Origin of the sequence: Kitasatospora sp. NPDC091335 (genome assembly GCF_044757205.1) — a bacterium.
In the GTDB taxonomy this organism is placed as follows: domain Bacteria; phylum Actinomycetota; class Actinomycetes; order Streptomycetales; family Streptomycetaceae; genus Kitasatospora.
Genome location: NZ_JBIVUM010000026.1, coordinates 75,213 through 95,526 on the forward strand (window position 1 = coordinate 75,213; position 20,314 = coordinate 95,526).

Sequence of the window (20,314 nt, forward strand, 5' to 3'; positions counted from 1 at the left end):
ACGTCAGCAGGCGCCGCTAGCTCAGTTGGTTAGAGCAGCTGACTCTTAATCAGCGGGTCCGGGGTTCGAGTCCCTGGCGGCGCACATGGCAAGGTCTCAGGCCGTCCACTCCGGTGGGCGGCCTGAGGCGTTTCCGGCCCGGGTAGACCTTCTCCTCGTGAAATCCTCCGACACCCGGCCCCTGGCCGAGGAACTGCTGCTGCTCTGCGCCGACCCGGCGGGCGGACGCCTGCGGATCCCCTCCCTCACCGTCTCGACGGCGGTCGCGGGCGCCGCCCTCGCCGAACTCCTGCCGGCCGGCGCGATCACCGTCGACGAGCGCCGGATCACCGGCCACCAGCCACTGGGCGGCCACGACGAGCCCGGCACCGCCGTCCTGGCCGGCCTCGAACGGGCGGGCAAGGGCCGGCCCCGGACTCTCGACCACGCGCTGCGCGAACTCACCCACCCGCACGGCAGGACGACCCGCCACTACCTGGACCGGATGGTCGGACAGGGCGTGCTGACCGCCCGGAGCCGCTGCTTCCCCGGGCTGCCCCACCGTCGCTGGACGGCCGTGCGGCCGGATGCCCGAGCGCTGATCGCCGGGCGGATCGCGGCCACGCTGGCGCGCACCGGGCCGTCCGACACCACCGTTCCGTCCGACACCACCGGGCCGTCCGATACAGCCGTTCCGTCCGGCACGACCGACGAGCGGGACCGGCAACTGGCCGGCCTGGTCGGGGCGGCCAGGCCGGAACGCCGGCTCTACCCGGGATCGAAGGGTGCCCGGACCCGGCAGGCCGTCCGGCAGCCGGCCCGCGGCCTGCCCGTCCCCCGGGCCGTGGAGCGGGAGATCGCACGCCGGAGGTCCCAGTCGGGGAGTTGAGCCGGCCTGCCGGGCGCCCGCCCCGGGGCTTCCGGCCGGTCGTCGCGACATCTCGGCACGGCGTCCCGGCGCGGCGCCTCAGCGGGTGTCGAGCACCGCCGAGGCCACCGCGTCCGGGCGGTCGAACATCACCAGGTGCCCGGCCGGGGCGGTGGTGCGGAAGTCGGCCCCGAGCAGCGCCGCCAGCTCCCGCTGCCGGGCCAGCCAGTCCTCGGTGTCACCGGTCCGGCAGCCGTCGTCGGCGGCCAGCACGGTGATCGGAAGGTCCTCGGCCAGCGGCCGGGTGCGCCGCAACCCGTCCAGTTCCGCGGCCGTGTCGAGGTAGCGCCCGTTCTCCCGGAGCAGCGCGCGCAGGGCCCGGCCGGTCCGGTAGCAGCGCCGGACCAGCGGCTTCGGGGCGAGGTCCTCCCGGCGGACGGTGGACAGCCGGGCGGTGGTCCGGCGGACGGTCGGGCCGAGCAGGTAGGGCACGGCGAGGGCGGTGGCGAGGCGGGCCGCCGCCCGGGCCGCCAGGTCGCGCGCGCCGGGCGCCGGGAACGGGCGGGCCGCTTCCTCCACGCTGCCGTCCACCAGCACCAGCCCGGCGGTCCGCTCGGGGTGCAGCCGGGCGAAGGCCTCCACGTGGAAGCCCGCCAGCGAGTGGCCGGCCACGGTGCAGGGCCCGCGCAGTCCGAGGCCGTCCAGCACCGCCAGTATTCGCCCGGCCTCGCCGGCCGCCGTCGGCGCGGGCCGCCCGGTGGCGGGTTCGGCGGCGCTCAGCCCGTAACCGGGCCGGTCGAAGCGGACCACGGTGCGGTACGGCGTGAGGAAGGGGACGACCAGGTCCCAGTCGACCCAGCTGCTGCCGAGGCCGCCGGAGAGCAGGCAGACCGGGCCGCTGCCCTCGGTGCGGACGTGCAGCGGGACGCCGTCGACGCGCAGGAAGCGCGCCCCGGCGCCGGGGTCGTCGGGGCTGGTCATGCCGGCCCCCGTTCCTGGACCGGCTCGGCCGGGCGTTCCCGCCCGACGGCCTCCTCGTCCGGCCCGTCCGGCCCGTCCGAACCCTCCGACCGCTCCGAACCCTCCGACCGCTCCGGTGCGTCCGGCGTGGCCGGGCGGGCGGAACGGGCGACGCCCAGGGCCAGCAGGCCCAGCCAGAGCGCGACCAGCAGCACCTGGAGCCGCTGCCCGGCCCCCAGCGCCCAGGTGCCGCGTCCGGCCTGGAAGGCGGCGATCGAGGCGAGGCTCCAGCCGGTGGCGAGCAGCTCGGCCCCCAGCAGCCAGGGCCCGATCCGGCGCACCGGCGGCCACCAGCGGTAGCGCCGGGCGGCCACGGTGAGCGAGACCAGCGCGGTGAGCGCGCCGGCCATGGCGAGGCTGCTGGTGACGGCGTGCGCGGTGTGGGTGGCGGGGACGAGCCCGGCGGTCTCCCGGGCGGCGCACATCTCGTCGCTGGTGGGGGTGCAGCTGAGCGGCAGCCGGGAGTCCGCGGCGGTCGCGGCGCCGAACAGGGCCAGCGCGGCCCAGCCGGCCAGCGCCCAGCGGTTCCGCCGGGAGGCCCCGGCCCGACCGGTGGCGAGGGCGGTGCCGGCGGCGGCGAGCAGGCAGAGCCCGGCGGCCAGGTCGGTGGCCCGGAACAGGCCGCCCAGCGGCTGGTCCTCGGCGGCGAGCTCGCTGATGTACGCCTGCACCGGGTCGAGGCCGGTGCTCAGCACGACCTCCAGTACCCAGGCGGTGTACGCCACGGCGCTGAGCAGCAGCAGGGCGGCGACCATGGCCGGCGCGGCGCGGTGTCCGGGCTCGCCGCGTCCCGACCCGTCGCGTCCTGACCTGCCGGATCGTGCTCGGGGGTGTCCTGGCTGGGGGCTGGGCACCGTTCCACCCTAACCAGAGGCGAACTCCAGCCCAACCGGGCGGAAAGGGGCGGATCGGGCGGTGGCGACCGGACCGGTTCGAGGCACCCCTCGGAACCGTGTATTGTTTTCCAGGTCAGCAGGCGCCGCTAGCTCAGTTGGTTAGAGCAGCTGACTCTTAATCAGCGGGTCCGGGGTTCGAGTCCCTGGCGGCGCACAGACAGTTGGGGAGTCTCTCGCAACAGCGAGAGGCTCCCTGATTTTTTGGCCTCCGACGTCCGTTTTGCGTGTGATGTCGGTCTCGATCGGCGATCCGCCGGAGCCATCCGGCCCGTTCTGCTCGTCCAGGGCAGTAAAACCGGAATCGGGACAAAGGTCCCCAACCGCCGATGTCCCCGTCCGTGCAGGCCGCTTCGCGGTGCTCGCAGGAAAGGCCGCGCTTTGTCCAGAAACGCCCAGAGCGGCCGTCGCACGCCGTCGATAAGCCTCCGGCCGGTCAAGCGGCTCAAGCGCTCCGCCGGCCCGGCCGGCGGGTCCGGCAAGTCCGGAGGCTCCGGCGGCAAGAAGTCGCGCCGCCCGAAGCGCACCGGCTGGCGCCGGCTGATACCCACCTGGCGGATGACCCTGCTCGGCTTCGGCTCGGCGCTGCTGCTCGGCATCGGACTGTTCGCGCTGGGGATCGCCCTGGTGAAGGTGCCGGACGCGCACGCCGCCGCGACGGCCCAGAGCAACACCTGGCTCTACTCGGACGGCTCGGTGCTCACCCGCACCGGCCAGACCAACCGGCAGAACGTCACCCTGGACAAGGTCTCCCCCGCCGCCCAGCACGCCGCGCTGGCCGCCGAGGACCGGAACTTCTACAACGAGGGCGCGGTCAACGTCCAGGGCCTGGCCCGGGCCGCGATCAACACCGCCAAGGGCGGCTCCACCCAGGGCGGCTCCACCATCACCCAGCAGTACGTGAAGAACACGTACCTGAACCAGAAGCAGTCGATCACCCGCAAGGTGAAGGAACTGTTCATCGCCATCAAGGTGGACGCCACCGAGAGCAAGAACGACATCCTCTCCGGCTACCTGAACACCTCCTACTACGGCCGCGGCGCCTACGGCATCCAGGCCGCCGCGCAGGCGTACTTCGGCATCGACGCGTCGGCGCTCAACGCCGCCCAGGGCGCCTACCTGGCCACCCTGCTGAACGCCCCGAGCGCCTACGACGTCGCCACCGCGACCGCGGCGGGCAAGCAGAACGCCGTCAACCGCTGGAACTACGTGCTCGACGGCATGGTCAAGGAGGGCTGGCTCCCCGCCGAGGAACGGGCCGGGACCGCCTTTCCCGACGTCCGTGACCCGCAGCCCAACCCGGGCCTGTCCGGCCAGGCCGGCTACCTGGTCGACGCGGCCACCGAGTACCTCACCTCCAGCGGCGTGATCAACGAGACCGAGCTGGCCAAGGGCGGCTACACGATCAAGCTGAGCGTCGACCCGGCCCGCCAGCAGGCCCTCCAGGACTCCGTCCAGGCCCAGCTGCGCGACAACCTGAACCCGGAGAAGCGGAAGAAGGACGCGGCCGCCCAGGCCGGCGCCGTCTCGGTGGACCCGAAGACCGGCGCGATCGTCGCCCTGTACGGCGGCGTCGACTACGTGAAGCACTACGTCGACAACGCCACCCGGCGCGACTACCAGGCCGGCTCGACCTTCAAGGCGATCGCGCTGGCCGCCGCCTTCGAGAACAACGCCAGGACCCAGGACGGCCGCAGCATCACGCCGCGCACGGTCTACGACGGCACCAGCGGCCGGAAGGTCCGCGGCGGCAAGGGCACCCCGTACGCGCCGCCGAACGAGGGCGACAAGAGCTACGGCCAGATCAGCCTCCAGCAGGCCACCGACTGGTCGGTCAACTCGGCGTTCGCGCAGCTGGCGCAGGACACCGGGCTGCAGAAGGTCAAGGACACCGCCGTCGCGCTGGGCCTGCCCGGCAACACCCCCGGCCTCGACCCGGTGCCCTCCATCCCGCTGGGCGCGGCCACCCCGAGCGTGCTCGACATGGCGGGCGTGTACGCCACGCTGGACAACGGCGGCAAGCAGATCACCCCGTGGCTGGTGCAGTCGGTGGACCGCGAGGGCGAGAACGTCGCGCTGCCCGCGCACAAGACCACCCAGGCGATCAGCGCGGACACCGCCGACCAGGTCACCTCGATGCTCCAGGGCGTGGTGAGCGACCCGGGCGGCACCGGCTGGCGAGCGAAGTCGCTGGGCCGTCCGGTGGCGGGCAAGACCGGTACCACCGACGACCAGAAGTCGGTCTGGTTCGTGGGCTACACCCCCGAGCTGGTCACCTCGGTCGCCCTGTTCGGCCAGGACCCGGGCAACGGCGCCCAGGTCAGCCTGAGCGGTGTCGGCGGCATCGACGGCGCGGCGGGCGGCCAGTTCCCGGCCCAGATCTGGACCAGCTACATGAAGGCCGCGCTCAAGGGCCAGCCGGTGAGCGACTTCCCGACCCCGGCCGGCGGCGACTCCTCCGGTGCCGCCGACCTGCCGACCGCCCCGAGCACGCCGAACAGCGCCCCGTCGACGAGTGCGCCCACCGGTACTCCGAGCTCCGGTCCCACCACGACGCCGGGCAACGGATCGGGTTCGGGCTCGGGCTCGGGCTCGGGCTCGGGCTCGAACACTCCGTCGGGTGGCACCGACGGCGGCGCGACCACCGCGCCGACGGCTCCCGCGACCACCGAGCCGACCCAGCAGCCCACCCGGCCGACCCGGCCCACCTCGCGGCCGACGCCGACCACCCCGCCGACCCAGCAGCCCACCCAGCAGCCGACCACCCCGCCCACGGGCGGGACGGACGTGCTCACCGGAACGGGTGCCTCGTCCGGATCCGGGGGCTGACCGGGGCCCGTACGACCCCGGCCGGCCCGGTCGCGTGACCGGGTCGGCCGGGGTCGCGTGATTGCGCCACCGCGCACAGTTCGGGGCAGGACCGAATGACGGAATGGCGCCTTACTCGACCGTCGATATGACTGTCACAATGCGGCAGTGCACAGATCATCGGCCTTGCCCACCCGCCCGTCGCGCAGGACCGTCGGCCTCGGCCTCGCGCTGGTCGCCGCCGTCTCCTTCGGCGGCTCCGGCACCGCGGCCAAGCCGCTGATCGAGGCCGGCCTCTCCCCACTGCACGTGGTGTGGCTCCGGGTCACCGGAGCGGCGGTGGCGCTCCTCCCGATCGCCTGGCGGCACCGGGACGCCGTACTGCGCCGACCCGGCCTGCTGTTCGGCTTCGGCCTGCTCGCCGTGGCGGGCGTCCAGGCCGGCTACTTCGCGGCGATCTCCCGCATCCCGGTCGGCGTCGCCCTGCTCATCGAGTACCTCGGGCCGCCGCTGCTGATCGCCTACGTCAAGTTCGTCCAGCGCAAGCCGATCAGCCGGGGCGCGGCCGTCGGCGCCGGCGTCGCGGTGGCCGGGCTGGCCTGCGTGGTCGAGGTCTGGAACGGCCTGAGCTTCGATGCGCTGGGCGTGCTGTTCGCCCTCGGCGCGGCCTGCTGCCAGGTCGGTTACTTCGTGCTCGCCGACGCCGGCCGGCGCGGCGACCGCCCGGTCGACCCGCTGGCCGTCAGCGCGTACGGGCTGATCGTCGGCGCCGTGCTGCTCACCGTCTTCACCCTGCCCTGGAAGGCCGACTGGAGCCTGCTCGGCGGGTCCGTGGTGATGAACGGGCACACCCTGCCCGCGCTCCTCCCGGCCGCGTGGATGGTCCTGGTCGCGACCGTGCTCGCCTACCTGACCGGCGTGATCTCGGTCGGCTACCTCTCGCCGCCGGTCGCCGGGGTGGTGGCCAACCTGGAGGCGGTGGTCGCCACCGTGACGGCCTGGGTGCTGCTCGGCGAGCACCTCGGGATGCCGCAGATCGCGGGCGGCCTGCTGGTGCTGGCCGGCGCCATCGCGGCGCAGGCGAGCAAGCCCCCGGCGGACGGGGACGGGACGGCGGACGGGAAGGCGGCGGGCGGTACCGCGGGACTGGCGGAGGGTGCCGACGTGGCGGAGCTGGACGCGGGGCCCCGAGGCGCCGGGCGTGGCGCTGCCGGGCCGGGGGCTCACGACCGGGTGGCCGCCGAGCGCGGGATCAGCGGCCGGTCCAGCCGAACCAGTCGAAGTGATTGAGCGGCCAGACGACGGCCGACACCGGGCCGACCACGTTGTCCACCGGCACGGCGCCGCCACCCGGGCCGTGCTGGTGGTAGCGGGAGTCCGCCGAGTCGCTGCGGTGGTCGCCCTCGACCCAGACGTAGCCCGACGGCACCTTCACCGGCCCGAAGTCCAGCCCCGCGCAGGAGTCGTCCCCGGGATGCAGGTACGGCTCGTCGAGCTTGCGCCCGTCGACGGTCAGCGTGGTGCCCTCGCACTGCACGGTCTGACCGCCGGTCGCGATGACCCGCTTGACCAGGTAGTTGTCGTCCTTCGGCGGCACCAGGCCGACGAAGCTGAGCGCCGAGCTCACGGCGTTGGTGAACGGGTTCGGGTCGGTGGGCTGCGGCGGCAGCCAGCCCCCCGGGTCCTTGAACACCACCGGCTGCCCCGGCTCCGGCTCCCAGCCGGTCAGCGGCGCCAGCTTGTTCACGCCGACCCGGTCGCCGATCCGCAGGGTGTTCTCCATCGAGCCGGACGGGATGGTGAACACCTGGAACAGGCAGGTCTTGATCAGCAGCGCGACCAGCAGCCCGACCGCCGCCATGACCGGCAGCTCGATCCACCACGGCCGGGGGCGCCGGCCCGGGCGGCGGGCCTTGCGGCCGCGCGAGCCGCGGCTCTGACGGCGGGCCTCGGCGCGGCCTCCGGGGGTGGGCCGGGCAGCGGAATCGCTGGGGGCTCCACCGGGCGTTTCGGGCAGGTTCACCGCCATCGTCGCTGCTCCACCTCTCCGGCTGGGGAAACCTGCACGCTACGCCACCCGGAGAGCCTGACGAAATCGGGCATTTAGCCGCCCCCGACATGCCCGGGCAGCCCGGGCAGCCCGGGTCCGCTCCGGGGGAGCCGCTCCGCGCCTCAGGAGCGGGCGATGGCCTCGTGGTGGCGGATGACCTCGGCGATGATGAAGTTCAGGAACTTCTCCGCGAAGACCGGGTCCAGCTTCGCCCCGGCCGCCAGCTCCCGCAGCCGCTTGATCTGGTCCCGCTCCCGGGCGGGGTCCGCCGGCGGCAGCTTGTGCTCGGCCTTGAGCCGGCCGACCCGCTGGGTCGCCTTGAAACGCTCGGCCAGCATGTGGACCACCGCGGCGTCGATGTTGTCGATGCTCTCGCGCAGGCTGGTCAGCTCGGCCCGTACGGCGTCGTCGATCCCCGTGGGCAGGCCGGCGTCGGGGGTCGTGGAGTGGTCCGTCATCGGGGCGGCTCCCGGTGTCTGCGGTGGGCGCCCGACCGCGCTGCGGCCGGGCTCGGGCCCGGGCAAATCTAACAGGGCCCCCGCCCGGGCCCCGCACCGTCCGACGGAACCGTCCACGATCCGGACGGCGGCCCCGGACCGGCCGCCTCGGCCCCGCTCCGCTCCGCCCGGCCACCGCGGGCGTGACACGGCTGACCGGGAGGGGATCTGCCCGTAGGCTGGGGCCCGCATGACCGAAAGTGACCATTCGAACACCCCCTCAGCACCGGAGGACCCGATCGTGGCAACTACCCGCACCGCCCGCACCGAATGGGAGGGCAACCTCCTCGACGGCAAGGGCCTGGTGACCTTCGAATCCTCCGGGATCGGCGAGTACCCCGTCTCCTGGCCGGCCCGCGCCGAGGCGCCCAACGGCAAGACCAGCCCCGAGGAGCTCATCGGGGCCGCCCACTCCGCCTGCTTCTCGATGGCCCTCTCGCATGGTCTGAGCGGCGCCGGCACCCCGCCCGCCAGGCTGACCACCCGGGCGGACGTGACCTTCCAGCCCGGTACGGGCATCACCGGAATCCACCTGACCGTCGTCGGCGAGGTCCCCGGACTGGACGAGGCCGGCTTCGTGAAGGCCGCCGAGGACGCCAAGGCCAACTGCCCGGTCAGCCAGGCCCTGACCGGCACCACCATCACCCTCACGGCCTCGCTGGCCTGAGCTGCCCCTCCCCGACACCGCCCCTCCCCTTCTCCTGCGCCGTCCGATCGCCCCCGACTCCCGGCCCGCTCCGTTCCACTTCCGGCGCGCGACCGGCGCCCAGGGGCGCGGCTTCGGCGCACGCGCCCCCGGTGCACATCGTGTGATGTGCACCGGGGGCGTCTGAACGTATCGCCGCACATGATCACAAAGCGGGCGAATCACCCTGGCGGCGGTCACCGCGTGTTGCCGTCGCGGCCTATGATCGGCCGCAGCGCCCTGTCCTTCGGGCGGGTCTCCGCACGCCAGCGCCCCACGGCGGGCGGCCCCGCAGCGGACCGGCTCCGAGGACCGCGACAGAGTGCGGAGCCGGCCACCGGGTCCCGACTGGCCGGCCGGACCATCGTCAAGCGTCAGCAGCGGACGGGAGCATGCCGTGCCGGGCCAGAACGAGGGGGCCGACGCACACCACCCGGGCGTGCGGCACGAGGAAGCAGCACGCCACCGCCACCTCACCGCGCCGGTCCTGGAACCGGCCGCCGGCTCGTCCCCCGGATCGGCCACCGGCTCAGTCACCGCCCTCAGCGCCCTCGGGACGCTGGCGGAACCCGAGCTGCTGCTCTGCCCCACCTGCTCGGCCCCGCTCACCGGCAACGGTCACCGGGGAGCCCTCGGCGGCCCCGACCGGACGAGCGGCGGCATCGGCAGGGCAGAAGGCGGCACGGGCAGGGCAGAGGGCGGCGCCGACCGGCTGCTGGCCGCACTGCGGGCCAGCGAGTCCCGGTTCAGAGCCGCCTTCTGCGACGCCGTCATCGGCATGGCCCTGATCGATCCCGAGGACCGGATCATCGAGGTCAACCCCGCCTTCGCCGGCCTGATCGGACGGGGCGTCGGCGAACTGGTCCGCACCCACCTGCACGAGATCATCGACCCCGAGGGCATGCCGGACCGGCTCTTCTCCGAACTCGTCCGCGGGGAGCGGGAACGGTTCCGCGTGGAGAAGCAGCTCAAGCACCGCGAGGGCCACACCGTCTGGAGCAAGCTCACCGTCTCGCTGATCCGGAACGGCGCCGGGGAGCCGCTCTACACCCTGGCGCTGGTGGAGGACATCACCGAGCAGCGCCGGCTCGGCGACCGGCTGGAGTACCAGGCCCTGCACGACCCGCTGACCATGCTGCCCAACCGGGCCTACTTCTTCGAACGGCTCGACGCCGCCTGCCTCGCGCCGGCCGACGAGCCCGGCCCCGGCGGAGCCCGGGACGACCGCCGGGTCGGGGTCTGCTACCTGGACCTCGACGGCTTCGCGGCGATCAACGAGGCGCTCGGCCACCACATCGGCGACCAGCTGCTGGCCGCCGTCGCCACCCGGCTGCGGCGCGGGTTCGACGGGCACGACACCCACCTGGTGGCCCGGCTGGGCGGCGACGAGTTCGCCGTCCTGGTCACCGACAGCCTGGGCAGCGAGCAGCTGACCGAGCTGGCCGCCCGGATCCTGGAAGTGCTGGAACGTCCCTTCGACGTCGCCGGGCACCGGCTGGTGATCACCGCGAGCGTGGGCGTGGTCGAGCGGTCCGTGCACGAGACCACCCCGACCGACCTGGTCAAGGACGCCGACGCCACGCTCTACTGGTCCAAGGCCGACGGCCGCGCCCGCTGGACGCTCTACGACCCGGACCGCGGCGCCCACCAGCTCACCCGGCAGCTGCTCGCCACCGCGCTGCGCCCGGCTCTGGAGCGCGGCGAGTTCACCATCGAGTACCAGCCGCTGGTCGGTCTGGCCGACGGCACCGTGCACGGCGCGGAGGCACTCGTCCGCTGGCGCCACCCCCGCTACGGGACGCTCTCCCCGGACCGCTTCATCCCGCTCGCCGAGGAGACCGGCGCGATCGTGCCGCTCGGGACCTGGGTGCTGGAGGAGTCCTGCCGCCAGGCCCGGCAGTGGCTCACCGAGTTCCCCGGGACGGAGACCTTCGTGAGCGTCAACCTGGCCGCCCGCCAGATCTGGGACTCCGACATCGTGGCCGACGTCGCCCGCGTCCTCGAACGCACCGGGCTGCCGGCCGGGCTCCTCCAGCTGGAGATCACCGAGAGCGCCCTGCTCGGCCCCGGCGGACGCCCCCTCCAGGCGCTCCAGGCGCTCGCGGACATGGGCGTGCGGATCGCGATCGACGACTTCGGCACCGGTTACTCCAACCTGGCCTACCTCTCCCGGCTGCCGGTGCACGTGCTCAAGCTCGACGGCACCTTCATCGAGGGCTTCCGGGAGCCCGCCGCGGCGGACCGGCCCGGCCTCCCCGAGCTCGGCTCCCGCCGCAGCGACGCGGACGAGCAGATCGTCGGCGCGATGGTGCAGCTGGCCCACACCCTCGGGCTGACCGTCACCGCCGAGGGCATCGAGAGCGCCGCCCAGGCCGAGCGCCTGCGGCTGACCGGCTGCGACACCGCCCAGGGCTGGTACTTCGCCCGCCCCGGCGAGGCCGAACTGGTCGCGGCCATACTCCGCGAGGGGGCCCCGCCCTCGACCGCCGGTAGCGGCGGGGGCGGGGCGGTTCCCGACCGCCGGTAGCGGCGGGGCGAGGCCGTTCGCGACCGCGCGGGGCGGTCAGGCGGTGGCCGTCAGGCCGTACCCGTCAGGCCGTACGCCTCGGCGATCAGGCCGTAGGAGCGGAGGCGGGCCTCGTGCCCGTGGATGTGCGAGGTGACCATCAGCTCCTCCACACCCGTCCGCTTGCGCAGGGCCTCCAGGCCGTCGGCGACCCGGCCCGGGTCGCCGAGCACGACGTTGTCGAGCCAGCTGTCGATGAAGTCCGCCTCGACCGGGCTGTACGGGTACTGCTCGGCCTCCTCCGGAGTGGGGATCGGGCCGGGGTTGCCGCGCCGCAGGCGGAGCATGCCGAGGGCCGCGGAGCGGGCGAGACGGCGGGCCGAGGACTCGTCGGCGGCGGCCACCGCGCTGACGCCGATCAGCGCGTACGGCTCGGCGAGCACCGCGGAGGGGCGGAACGACGACCGGTAGAGGTCGAGCGCCGGGATGGTGTTGGCGCTGCTGAAGTGGTGGGCGAAGGCGAACGGGAGGCCGAGCCGGCCCGCCAGCTGGGCGCTGAAGCCGGAGGAGCCGAGCAGCCAGACCGGCGGGCGGGCCTCGCCCTTGGGGACGGCGGTCAGCCGGGCGTACGGGTGGCCGTCCGGGAAGTCGCCGTCGAGGAAGTGGGTCAGCTCGGCGAGCTGCTGCGGGAAGTCGTCCGCGCCTTCGGCGAGGCCGCGGCGCAGCGCCCGGGCGGTGGCCGGGTCGGTGCCGGGGGCGCGGCCGAGTCCGAGGTCGATCCGCCCGGGGTGCAGGGCCTCCAGCAGGCCGAACTGCTCGGCGATGGCGAGCGGGGCGTGGTTGGGGAGCATGACGCCGCCGGAGCCGAGCCGCAGCGTGGTGGTGTTGGCCCCGAGGTGGGCGAGCAGGACGGCGGGGGTGGAGCTGGCCACTCCGGGCATGCCGTGGTGCTCGGCCACCCAGAAGCGGTGGTAGCCCCACTGCTCGGCCTTGCGGGCCAGCTCGGTGGTGGCGGTGAGGGCCTCGGCTGGCGTGTGGCCGACACCGACGGTGGCCAGGTCGAGGATCGAGAGCGGAGCGGGTGCCGTTCCGCGGGCGGTGCCCCGGATCGCCGCGCCGGCCGTCGGCCCCGTCCCGCGCTCCTGCTGGTCCTCGGTGGTCATGCCGTCCGCCCTCCTGGCTGTCTTCGAGCCGGCCTTCGTGGGTGACCGCGCGGGCTCGGACGGCCCGCCGGTCGATCTGCTCGACGACCGGGGTCAACCACGGCCGACGGCTCGCTGTTCCCGCGCCCCGGAAGTCGTCCGGCCACGGTCCGGGCGGGTTTCGGCCATTTCGCACGGGAGTCCGACCCGGTCGTCCGACTGACGGAGAGCCAGCGGGCGAACACGGTTGGCGACTTCCCGCCAGCGCCGGAAGTCGCCAGCGCCAGGTCTCGCGGCAGGGGGCCGGAGTCCGGCAGGCTGGGGTCAGGGAGCGGGTCACCGAGCGGGGACCCGCGCTCCACCAGCAAGATCGTCGGGCTGGACCAGCTCCGGACGATCACTGCGAGCCCTCGGCGCGGCACCCCGCCCCGGGGGCTCGTTCGCTTCTCGCACCAGGCACGACGCCCCTCCACCCGGCGGTCGGCCCCCGCCCCGGCCGCCCCGCGCACCCGATCCGCCACGGCGGAGTCCGGCCGGATTCGGGGTCCGTGATCCACGGCATACCGGGGTGCTTCATGACATGAAAAGTCAAGGCGCTAGCGTTGACCCCAGCAGCCACCTGCTCCCTCGGGCGGCGTGGAGGGAGTAAAGGGCCTTGAACTTCGTGGCGGCGATCGGATCCTCGTGGATCTGCGCGCTGGCGCTCGTCGCCGTGCTCGGAGACGCCCTCCTGCCGTTCATCCCCAGCGGGACGCTCGTCATCCTGGCGGTGCTCAAGACGTCGCAGATCGACGGCGCGCCCCTGATGCTCGCGCTGGGCGTGGCGGTGGCCTCCTTCCTGGGCGACCTCCTGCTGCTCAACCTGGCCCGGCGCGGCGCCCCGATGCTGCATCGACGGCTCGCCCGGCGCCCGCAACTGGCGGCCAGCGTGACCCGGGTCCAACAGGCCCTGATCGAGCGCCCCCACGGCGCGGCCGCGGCGATGGTGGTGATCGCGCGGTTCGTACCGGCCGGGCGGACCGTCCTCGACCTGGCCATCGGCCACTCCCCCGCCCATCCCCACCGGTTCCTGCACTGGTCGGCACTGGCGGCGCTGGTCTGGGCCGCCTACATCGTGACGCTGGGCTGGCTGAACAGCCACTGGTTCAACACCGCCTGGCTGAGCCTCGTGGTCTCCTGCGCGGCGGCGACCGTCATCAGCACCGCGGTCGCGCGAATAATCCGCCGCACCCGGCGGCTCGCCGCACTCTGACGGGCCCGCCCGTCGCCCGCTGCCGGCCTGCCCGCTGCTGGCCTGCCCGTTCCGGCCCGCGTGCTCCGACCTGCCCGTTCCGGCCACTCCGCCGCCCTGTGCCTCCGGGCGGACTTCAAACCATCCGGTTCTGCAAGGGGCAAAAGTTTCCCCAAAAGAGCGACCAACCAGGCCGAACGCTGACGAACTCCCCCGGAAGGCGGGCAGGCCGGCGGTAGCGTGATGACCGGGCCAGCCGGGGCGGGAAGCGTCACAGGACGGCAACAGTCGGCGAATCCCCGCAGCCCAGCCGGATGCTTCCGGCGTGTTGAGAACCGTCGGCTCTCGGCGACCTTGGTCGCCTTCGCAGTGACATGACATGCTAACGGCGGAATATTCATCAATTGCCCGATTTGACCGGTGCGGCTGCGGGCCACCCTCACCACCGGTATCGGTACCCAGGGGAGACCATGACCAGCATCTCGCGCAGGACGGTGCTCAGTGCAACCGCTGCGACCGCGGCCCTCGGCGCGGTCGCGGCCTGCTCCAGCGGCGGATCCGGTTCTGGCCAGGGCTCCGCCTCCCCCGGTCCCGGCGGCGCGAGCAGCACCCAGGGCGGCACCGGCGACCCGACCCAGGCGGTGGTGCCCAAGGGCACCCCGATCGGTGACGGCTCCAACGCGGACACCGGTCCGCAGCCGAACCAGCCCAAGCCCGAGAAGCTCAAGCCGGGCGAGCGGCCGCCGCAGTTCGTGGTCTTCTCCTGGGACGGCGCGGGCGGCACCGACGACGGCCAGTTCCCCCGCTTCCTGAAGCTGGCGGAGCAGCACAAGGCCACGATGACCTTCTTCCTCTCGGGCATCTACGCCCTGCCCAAGGGCAAGTCCGACCTGTACCACCCGCCGAAGCACTCGGTCGGCGCCTCCGACATCCCGTACCTGTCGGACGGCGCGGTGAAGAGCACGCTCAAGCTCGTCAGCCAGGCCTGGCTGGCCGGGCACGAGATCGGAACCCACTTCAACGGGCACTTCTGCTCCAGCCGTCCGGACAAGAACGGGGTCAACGTGTGGACCCCGGAGGACTGGCAGAGCGAGATCGACCAGGCGATCGGCTTCGTCACCCAGTGGCGGACCAACACCGGCTTCACCGACGTCGACCCGCTCCCCTTCGACTACAAGAAGGAGCTCATCGGCGGCCGCACCCCGTGCCTGGAGGGCCAGAAGGCGCTGCTGCCGACCATCGCCAAGCTGGGCTGGAAGTACGACGCCAGCTCCTCGGGCGGCCTCCAGATATGGCCGCAGAAGGTGCAGGACGGCAAGGTCTGGGACTTCCCGCTGCAGTCCATCCCGTTCCCCGGGCACACCTTCCAGGTCCTGTCGATGGACTACAACATCCTGGCCAACCAGTCCAAGGGCAGCACCAAGGGCGACCCGGCCATGTACGACGAGTGGCGCACCCAGGCCGCGAACTCCTACCTGGCGGGCTTCGAGCGCGCGTACAACGGCAACCGCGCGCCGTTCTTCGTCGGCAACCACTTCGAGCAGTGGAACGGCGGCATCTACATGGACGCCGTCGAGCAGACCCTCAAGGCCGTCGCGGGCAAGCCCGACGTCCGGCTGGTCTCCTTCAAGCAACTGGTCGAGTGGCTGGAGGTCCAGGACCAGTCCACCCTGCGCAAGCTGCGCACGCTGAACGTCGGCCAGGCGCCGACGGGCGGCTGGGAGAGCTTCCTCGGCGCGGCGGGCTGACACGCCGAAGGGCGGTGGGACGGGGAACCGGCACCGGCCGGCGGGGCTCGGCCCCGCCGGCCGGCGTCGTCCCGGTCGGACGCTCGGCCGGGCCCGCTACCCGGCGGTGGGGACGTCCGCGAGCAGGCTGCGGACGATGCGGTCGGCCCCGGCGCCGCCCCAGAGGATCGAGTAGTGGTTGGTGTCCGGCACCGGCGAGGCGGGCACCCGCTCCTGGTCCAGCCCAGCCAGACCGATCCGCCCGTGGTCGTAGAGGCCCTGCGGCTCGTCGAGCAGGCCGCGCTCGGCCCAGAGCAGTTCGGCCGGGCAGGGCAACCGGTGCACGGCGGCGGCCGCGTCCTCGTCCAGCAGGACCTGGGCGCCGTCGACCCGTACCGCCTCCAGCACGCAGGAGGAGTGCAGTTCGGGCTCCGTGCCGACCAGGTCGCGCTGGGTGTAGGCGTCGATCCCCTCGCTCCAGGCGCCGGCGAAGGCGGGGTGCGCGCGCCAGAACTCCCGGTAGGCGTCCCGGTCCTGGAAGGTCGTGGACAGCCGGGCCAGCGCGGGGCCGAGCACCGCGGCCAGGGCGTCCTCCTCGTGGACGCCCTCCGGCAACGGGAAGGTCAGCGCTCCGTCGACCAGCAGGACGCGGCGGACCAGGCCGGGGTGCCGGACGGCGGCCAGGGCGGCGACCCAGGCCCCCATCGAGTGGCCGACCACCGTGACGGGGCCCGAGCCGAGCGCCCCGATCAGCGCGGCCACGTCGTCGGCGTGCCTGGCCAGCCCGTACGGTCCGGCGACCGAGCGGCTGGCGCCGCGGCCCCGCAGGTCGGGTGCGAGCAGGGTCGCCCGGCCGGCGAGCCGGTCGGCGACCTCGTACCAGGCGAGGCCGTTGGCGGTGATGCCGTGCACCGCCACGATCGTCGGGGCCTCCGGGTCCTCGGCGGGCCAGCGCAGGACGGCCAGGTCCCCACCGGGCACGGGGACGGTCGACTCCTCGGGCTTCAGCGGCGACTGGCTCACGCGGGGGTACCTCCGGTCGGGCGGGCGGTTCCGAGGCCGGCCGGCGCCGGGACGGCGCGGGCGGATCGGACCGCGCGGATGCGGGCAGGCAGTCTAGCCAGCCCGCCGGGCAGCAGGTAGACCACGGCGACGAACAGGGCGCCCAGCAGGAAGAGCGGCTGGGAGAGCGGCACACGCAGCACCCCGGGCAGGTCGGCGACGGTCGACGAGTTGGCGAGGTCGCCGAGCCGGTGGCCGGCCCAGGTGTACAGCACCCCGCCGAGCAGCGGCCCCCAGCGGGTGCCGGAGCCGCCGAGGACGACCATGACCAGGAGCGCGAGCGTGGCGTCCGAGGTGGCGGCCTGCGGGGTGGCGCCGCCGGTCAGCAGCAGGTAGACCACCCCGCCCAGTCCGGCGAGCCCGCCGGACAGCACGAAGGCGACCAGCTTGTAGCCGTAGGGCCGCAGTCCGAGCACCTCGACCCGGCGCTCGTTCTCCTTGATGCCCTCCCAGACCCGGCCCATCGGCGACTTGACCGCCCAGTGGACCGCGGCGACCGTCAGCACCAGGTAGCCGACGGCGATCCAGTAGAGGTTGGCGGTGTTCTCGATCCCGAGCAGGCCGGAGGGCAGCAGGTCGGCCGGAGCGGAGCGGCCCTCCTCGCCACCGGTGACGCCACCGGGGTTGCGCTGGACGAGGATCGAGCCGGCCTGGGCGAAGGCGAGGGTGACCATGGAGAAGCCGATGCCGGTGACGCGCAGGCTGACCGAGCCGAGCAGCAGGGCCAGCAGCACGGAGCAGGCGACGCCGAACACCGCGGCGGCGACGAACGGAAGCCGGAGCTCCAGCATGCCGAGGTCGGTGGCGTAGAGGCCGGTGGCGAAGTAGAGCGCGTGGCCGAAGGAGAGCAGTCCGGTACGGCCGAGCAGGAGGTCGTAGCCGGTGGCGAGGCCCCCGTAGAGCAGGCACAGGGCGAGCAGTTGGAGGCTTCCGGGGCTGCCGAGCGGGCCGTCGAGCAGTCCCGGTACGGGAAGCGCACTATAGGGGGCGACAAGGAACGTGATCAGCAGAGCGATCGGCCACCAGCGTAGCGCTCTGTGTACGCCTGTCCAGCGATTAGTGACTGGATCACCCGTTCGAGGGATGGCGCCGGACGCGGCCTTGTGTTCACAATGGGTCTCGGCAAGGCCGGTGTCAGTCCCCCTTGCCACAGTGGTGGTGTCGGCGGAGCTGGTGTCAGTCCCCTCCGTCGGCATGGTGGTCACGGCAGGGCCGGTGTCAGTCCCCCCTGTCGGAGCGGCGCCGCGGTCGGCCGCGGGGCCACCGGTGCTCGTGATCGGTGTTTCGGCGCTCACGCGAGCCTCCCGGTGAGTCCACGGGGTCGGACGAGAAGCAGCACGGCGAGCAGGACGACGACCGAGAGGTCGCCGAGCCCGGCGCCGGTGTAGTAGTTGGCGAACTGCTGGACGAGACCGACGCCCACCGAGGCGACGGCGGCTCCGGTCACGGAGCCCATGCCGCCCATCACCACCACGACGAAGGCGAAGATGAGCAGGCCGGTCCCCTGGCCGGGATTGACCGAACCGAAGTAGAGGCCGCCGAGGGCGCCGCCGAGCGCGGCGGCCGCCCCACCGAGGGCGAACACGAGGGTGAACGCCTTCCGGACGTCGATGCCGAGCGCGGTGACCATCGCCCGGTCCTCGACGCCGGCCCGGACGATCAGCCCGTAGCGGGTGCGGGCGAGGAACAACCGAAGAGCGAGCAGCAACAGTGCGGCGGCAGCCACCAGCACGAAGCGGTTGACCGGGACGGTCGCACCGAGCACGTGCCAGGTGCCGGACAGCAGCTCCGGCTGGGGGAAGGGGCGGGAGTCCGCGCCCCAGATCCCCATCAGCAGGGCGGGTACGGCGAGCCCGACCCCGACAGTGGCGAGGATCTGGTCGCGCGGGCGGCTGTAGAGCGGCCGGATCAGGAAGAGCTCCAACAGGACGGCGGCTGCCGTCCCGACCAGGGTGCCGAACGGCACCGCGAGCCAGAAGGAGAGACCGGCTTCGGCGCCGGCCCACCAGGTGGCGTACGCGCCGATGGAGAGCAGGGCGCCGTGCGCGAAGTTGAGCACGTCCATCAGCCCGAAGATCAGCGACAGACCGGAGGCGACCAGGAAGTACAGCGCACCAAGACCGAGTCCGGTACAGAAAAGGAGGACGACAGTGTCCATCAGGGCTTCACCTCCGCGGTGACGACAGGGGTGGCCGGGGAGACCCCGGGCCGGGGTCCGCCCGCGAGCGGGTGACGGGAGCCGACGCCGAGCAGGCGGCGGGCGGCCTCCTCGTCGGCCAACAGCTCGGCGGTGTCGCCGCGGTGGGCGGTACGGCCGTCGGCCAGGACGGCGCAGGTGCCGGCCAGTCGGCGGACGAGGGCGAGGTTCTGCTCGACCAGCAGGACGGGCACGGCTTCGGCCGCACGCGCCAGCACATCGGCCACCTCGGCGACGATCTTCGGGGCCAGCCCCTTGGTGGGCTCGTCGGCGATGATCAGCCGGTTGCGGTTGAGCAGCGTCCGGCCGATCGCCACCATCTGCTGCTGGCCGCCGGAGAGCGTCCCGGCCAACTGTCCGGCCCGCTGCTTGAGTTCGGGGAAGAGCTCGTGGACGAGCGCGTAGTTCGGCTCACCGGCCCCGCCCCCACCTCCGGCGACGCGCTCGGCAGCACGCTCGGCAAGACGGAGGTTCTCGGCGACGGTCAGGCCGGCGAAGATCCCCCGGTCCTCGGGCGCGTAGCCGATGCCCTGGCGAACGACCAGATGCGTGGGAAGGGAGGAGAGTTCGGCGCCGGAGAACCGGATGCTTCCGGTGCGCGGCACCAGGCCCATGACGGCCTTGACGGTGGTGGTCTTGCCCGCGCCGTTGCGGCCCAGGAGTGCGGTCACCCCGGCGGGGGCCACGTCGAGGTCGACGCCGTGCAGGATGTGCAGCCCGTCGATGACCACCCGCAGATCGCGAACGGAGAGGAGGGGTTCGGCAGTGGACGGCAGCGAGGAGGACGAGTGCGCCGAAGAAGAGGGGCGCTGATCGGAGAACGGAGAGGAGGTCACAACGCCTCACCCAGGTAGGCCTGTTGAACGGTCGGATCGGCCATCACGGCCTCGGGGGTGTCCAAGGCGAGCAGGGTGCCGTGGTGCATCACCGCGAGCCGGTCGGCCAGGCCGAGCAGGACGTCCATGTGGTGTTCGACCATCAGGACGGTCCGGCCCAGGTCACGGTGCACGGAACGGATCAGCTCGGTGAGGGCGGGCACCTCCTCCGCGCTGACACCGGCCATCGGCTCGTCCAACAGGATCAGCCGGGGCTCGGAGACCAGCAGGACGGCCAGCTCCAGCTTGCGCTTCTCCCCGTGCGAGAGCGCACTGGCCAGGGTGTCCGCGCGGTGGGTGAGCTCGGTGCGTTCCAAGGTGGCGGCCAGCTGCCGCTCGTAGCGGTCGGCACGGCGCCAGAGCCGGTACGAGGCGCCGGGCCCGGCCGCCGCCTGGGCGGCCAGGCGGACGTGGTCGGCGACGGTCATCCCCGGCCAGAGGGAGGAGGTCTGGAAGGTGCGTCCGAGCCCGCGCCGGGCCCTGGCGTGCACCGGCTCGGCGGTGATGTCCGCGCCGTCGAGGTGGAGGCTGCCGTGGCTCGCCGGGTAGATGCCCGAGATCAGGTTGAAGAGGGAGGTCTTGCCGGCGCCGTTGGGTCCGATGAAGGCGATGAACTCGCCTTCGTCGACCGAGAAGGAGACCTCCTCGACGATCGGCACACCGCGGACGGACCAGCCGAGCCCGTCCAGGCTCAGCACCGGTGAGGAGGACGAGGAGGAACGCGCCGGCGGAGCGGCAGAAGCGGCAGGAGTGGAGACGGTACGGGCGGGCATC

At 73.4% G+C, this 20,314-nt stretch carries 17 protein-coding genes and 2 tRNA genes; 9 read left to right on the forward strand and 10 right to left on the reverse strand.

From position 1 onward, the window contains the following. Positions 1-10: 10 nt before the first annotated feature. Both ACIQOW_RS36310 and ACIQOW_RS36315 read left to right on the forward strand, forming a co-directional pair. Positions 11-84, forward strand: a tRNA-Lys gene (locus tag ACIQOW_RS36310). 73 nt (positions 85-157) lie between these two features. Next, a complete protein-coding gene (locus ACIQOW_RS36315) occupies positions 158-868 on the forward strand; it encodes a GPP34 family phosphoprotein (protein WP_401092114.1) in 711 nt (236 codons plus the stop codon). Positions 869-946: 78 nt separating this feature from the next. Here the strand turns inward: ACIQOW_RS36315 and ACIQOW_RS36320 are convergent, their stop codons facing one another. Together ACIQOW_RS36320 and ACIQOW_RS36325 are read right to left on the reverse strand one after the other, a co-directional pair. Continuing rightward, entirely contained in the window at positions 947-1,828 is an 882-nt protein-coding gene (locus ACIQOW_RS36320; RefSeq protein WP_401092115.1) for an alpha/beta fold hydrolase, read from the reverse strand. Continuing rightward, the gene (locus ACIQOW_RS36325; protein WP_401092134.1) at positions 1,825-2,622 is read right to left on the reverse strand and encodes a DUF998 domain-containing protein; all 798 of its coding nucleotides are present in this window, start codon (positions 2,620-2,622) and stop codon (positions 1,825-1,827) included. The genes ACIQOW_RS36320 and ACIQOW_RS36325 overlap by 4 nt, the downstream gene beginning before the upstream one ends. A 221-nt stretch (positions 2,623-2,843) precedes the next feature. Between ACIQOW_RS36325 and ACIQOW_RS36330 the strand changes: the two genes are divergently transcribed. From ACIQOW_RS36330 to ACIQOW_RS36340, 3 genes are all read left to right on the forward strand, one after another. Continuing rightward, positions 2,844-2,917, forward strand: a tRNA-Lys gene (locus tag ACIQOW_RS36330). Between the two features lie 224 nt (positions 2,918-3,141). Next, a complete protein-coding gene (locus tag ACIQOW_RS36335; RefSeq protein ID WP_401092116.1) occupies positions 3,142-5,589 on the forward strand; it encodes a transglycosylase domain-containing protein in 2,448 nt (815 codons plus the stop codon). Positions 5,590-5,754: 165 nt separating this feature from the next. Next, a complete protein-coding gene (locus ACIQOW_RS36340; protein ID WP_401092117.1) occupies positions 5,755-6,858 on the forward strand; it encodes an EamA family transporter in 1,104 nt (367 codons plus the stop codon). On the opposite strand, the gene lepB is transcribed toward ACIQOW_RS36340, so the two are convergent. Together lepB and ACIQOW_RS36350 are read right to left on the reverse strand one after the other, a co-directional pair. Then, positions 6,821-7,597, reverse strand: coding sequence for a signal peptidase I (gene lepB, locus ACIQOW_RS36345; RefSeq protein ID WP_401092118.1), 777 nt, complete (start codon positions 7,595-7,597; stop codon positions 6,821-6,823). The genes ACIQOW_RS36340 and lepB overlap by 38 nt on opposite strands. A 143-nt stretch (positions 7,598-7,740) precedes the next feature. After that, positions 7,741-8,076 (reverse strand): chorismate mutase, encoded by a 336-nt coding sequence (locus ACIQOW_RS36350; RefSeq protein WP_188295319.1) that lies wholly within the window; start codon positions 8,074-8,076, stop codon positions 7,741-7,743. Positions 8,077-8,356: 280 nt separating this feature from the next. On the opposite strand from ACIQOW_RS36350, the gene ACIQOW_RS36355 reads away from it, so the two are divergent. Both ACIQOW_RS36355 and ACIQOW_RS36360 read left to right on the forward strand, forming a co-directional pair. Next, on the forward strand, positions 8,357-8,782 hold the full coding sequence (locus tag ACIQOW_RS36355) for an OsmC family protein (RefSeq protein ID WP_401092119.1): 426 nt from the start codon (positions 8,357-8,359) through the stop codon (positions 8,780-8,782). A 679-nt stretch (positions 8,783-9,461) separates the two neighbouring features. Further along, positions 9,462-11,327, forward strand: a complete 1,866-nt coding sequence (locus tag ACIQOW_RS36360) for a putative bifunctional diguanylate cyclase/phosphodiesterase (RefSeq protein WP_401092135.1) — start codon at positions 9,462-9,464, stop codon at positions 11,325-11,327. A gap of 50 nt (positions 11,328-11,377) precedes the next feature. Here the strand turns inward: ACIQOW_RS36360 and ACIQOW_RS36365 are convergent, their stop codons facing one another. After that, entirely contained in the window at positions 11,378-12,469 is a 1,092-nt protein-coding gene (locus ACIQOW_RS36365; protein WP_401092120.1) for an LLM class flavin-dependent oxidoreductase, read from the reverse strand. Positions 12,470-13,112: 643 nt separating this feature from the next. On the opposite strand from ACIQOW_RS36365, the gene ACIQOW_RS36370 reads away from it, so the two are divergent. Together ACIQOW_RS36370 and ACIQOW_RS36375 are read left to right on the forward strand one after the other, a co-directional pair. Continuing rightward, positions 13,113-13,700: a VTT domain-containing protein gene (locus ACIQOW_RS36370; protein WP_317619947.1), complete on the forward strand. Its 588-nt coding sequence runs from the start codon at positions 13,113-13,115 to the stop codon at positions 13,698-13,700. A 449-nt stretch (positions 13,701-14,149) separates the two neighbouring features. Then, positions 14,150-15,427, forward strand: coding sequence for a hypothetical protein (locus ACIQOW_RS36375; RefSeq protein WP_401092121.1), 1,278 nt, complete (start codon positions 14,150-14,152; stop codon positions 15,425-15,427). 96 nt (positions 15,428-15,523) lie between these two features. Here ACIQOW_RS36375 and ACIQOW_RS36380 read toward each other — a convergent pair whose 3' ends face one another. The 5 genes from ACIQOW_RS36380 to ACIQOW_RS36400 form a co-directional block, all read right to left on the reverse strand. Continuing rightward, positions 15,524-16,429, reverse strand: a complete 906-nt coding sequence (locus ACIQOW_RS36380; protein WP_401092122.1) for an alpha/beta fold hydrolase — start codon at positions 16,427-16,429, stop codon at positions 15,524-15,526. Next, a complete protein-coding gene (locus ACIQOW_RS36385; protein WP_401092136.1) occupies positions 16,426-17,553 on the reverse strand; it encodes a branched-chain amino acid ABC transporter permease in 1,128 nt (375 codons plus the stop codon). Before ACIQOW_RS36385 ends, ACIQOW_RS36380 begins: the two co-directional genes overlap by 4 nt. 206 nt (positions 17,554-17,759) lie before the next feature. Further along, the gene (locus ACIQOW_RS36390; RefSeq protein ID WP_074005092.1) at positions 17,760-18,626 is read right to left on the reverse strand and encodes a branched-chain amino acid ABC transporter permease; all 867 of its coding nucleotides are present in this window, start codon (positions 18,624-18,626) and stop codon (positions 17,760-17,762) included. Continuing rightward, on the reverse strand, positions 18,626-19,441 hold the full coding sequence (locus ACIQOW_RS36395) for an ABC transporter ATP-binding protein (protein ID WP_401092137.1): 816 nt from the start codon (positions 19,439-19,441) through the stop codon (positions 18,626-18,628). Before ACIQOW_RS36395 ends, ACIQOW_RS36390 begins: the two co-directional genes overlap by 1 nt. A 56-nt stretch (positions 19,442-19,497) precedes the next feature. Further along, positions 19,498-20,313, reverse strand: a complete 816-nt coding sequence (locus tag ACIQOW_RS36400; RefSeq protein ID WP_401092123.1) for an ABC transporter ATP-binding protein — start codon at positions 20,311-20,313, stop codon at positions 19,498-19,500. Position 20,314: the final 1 nt, after the last annotated feature.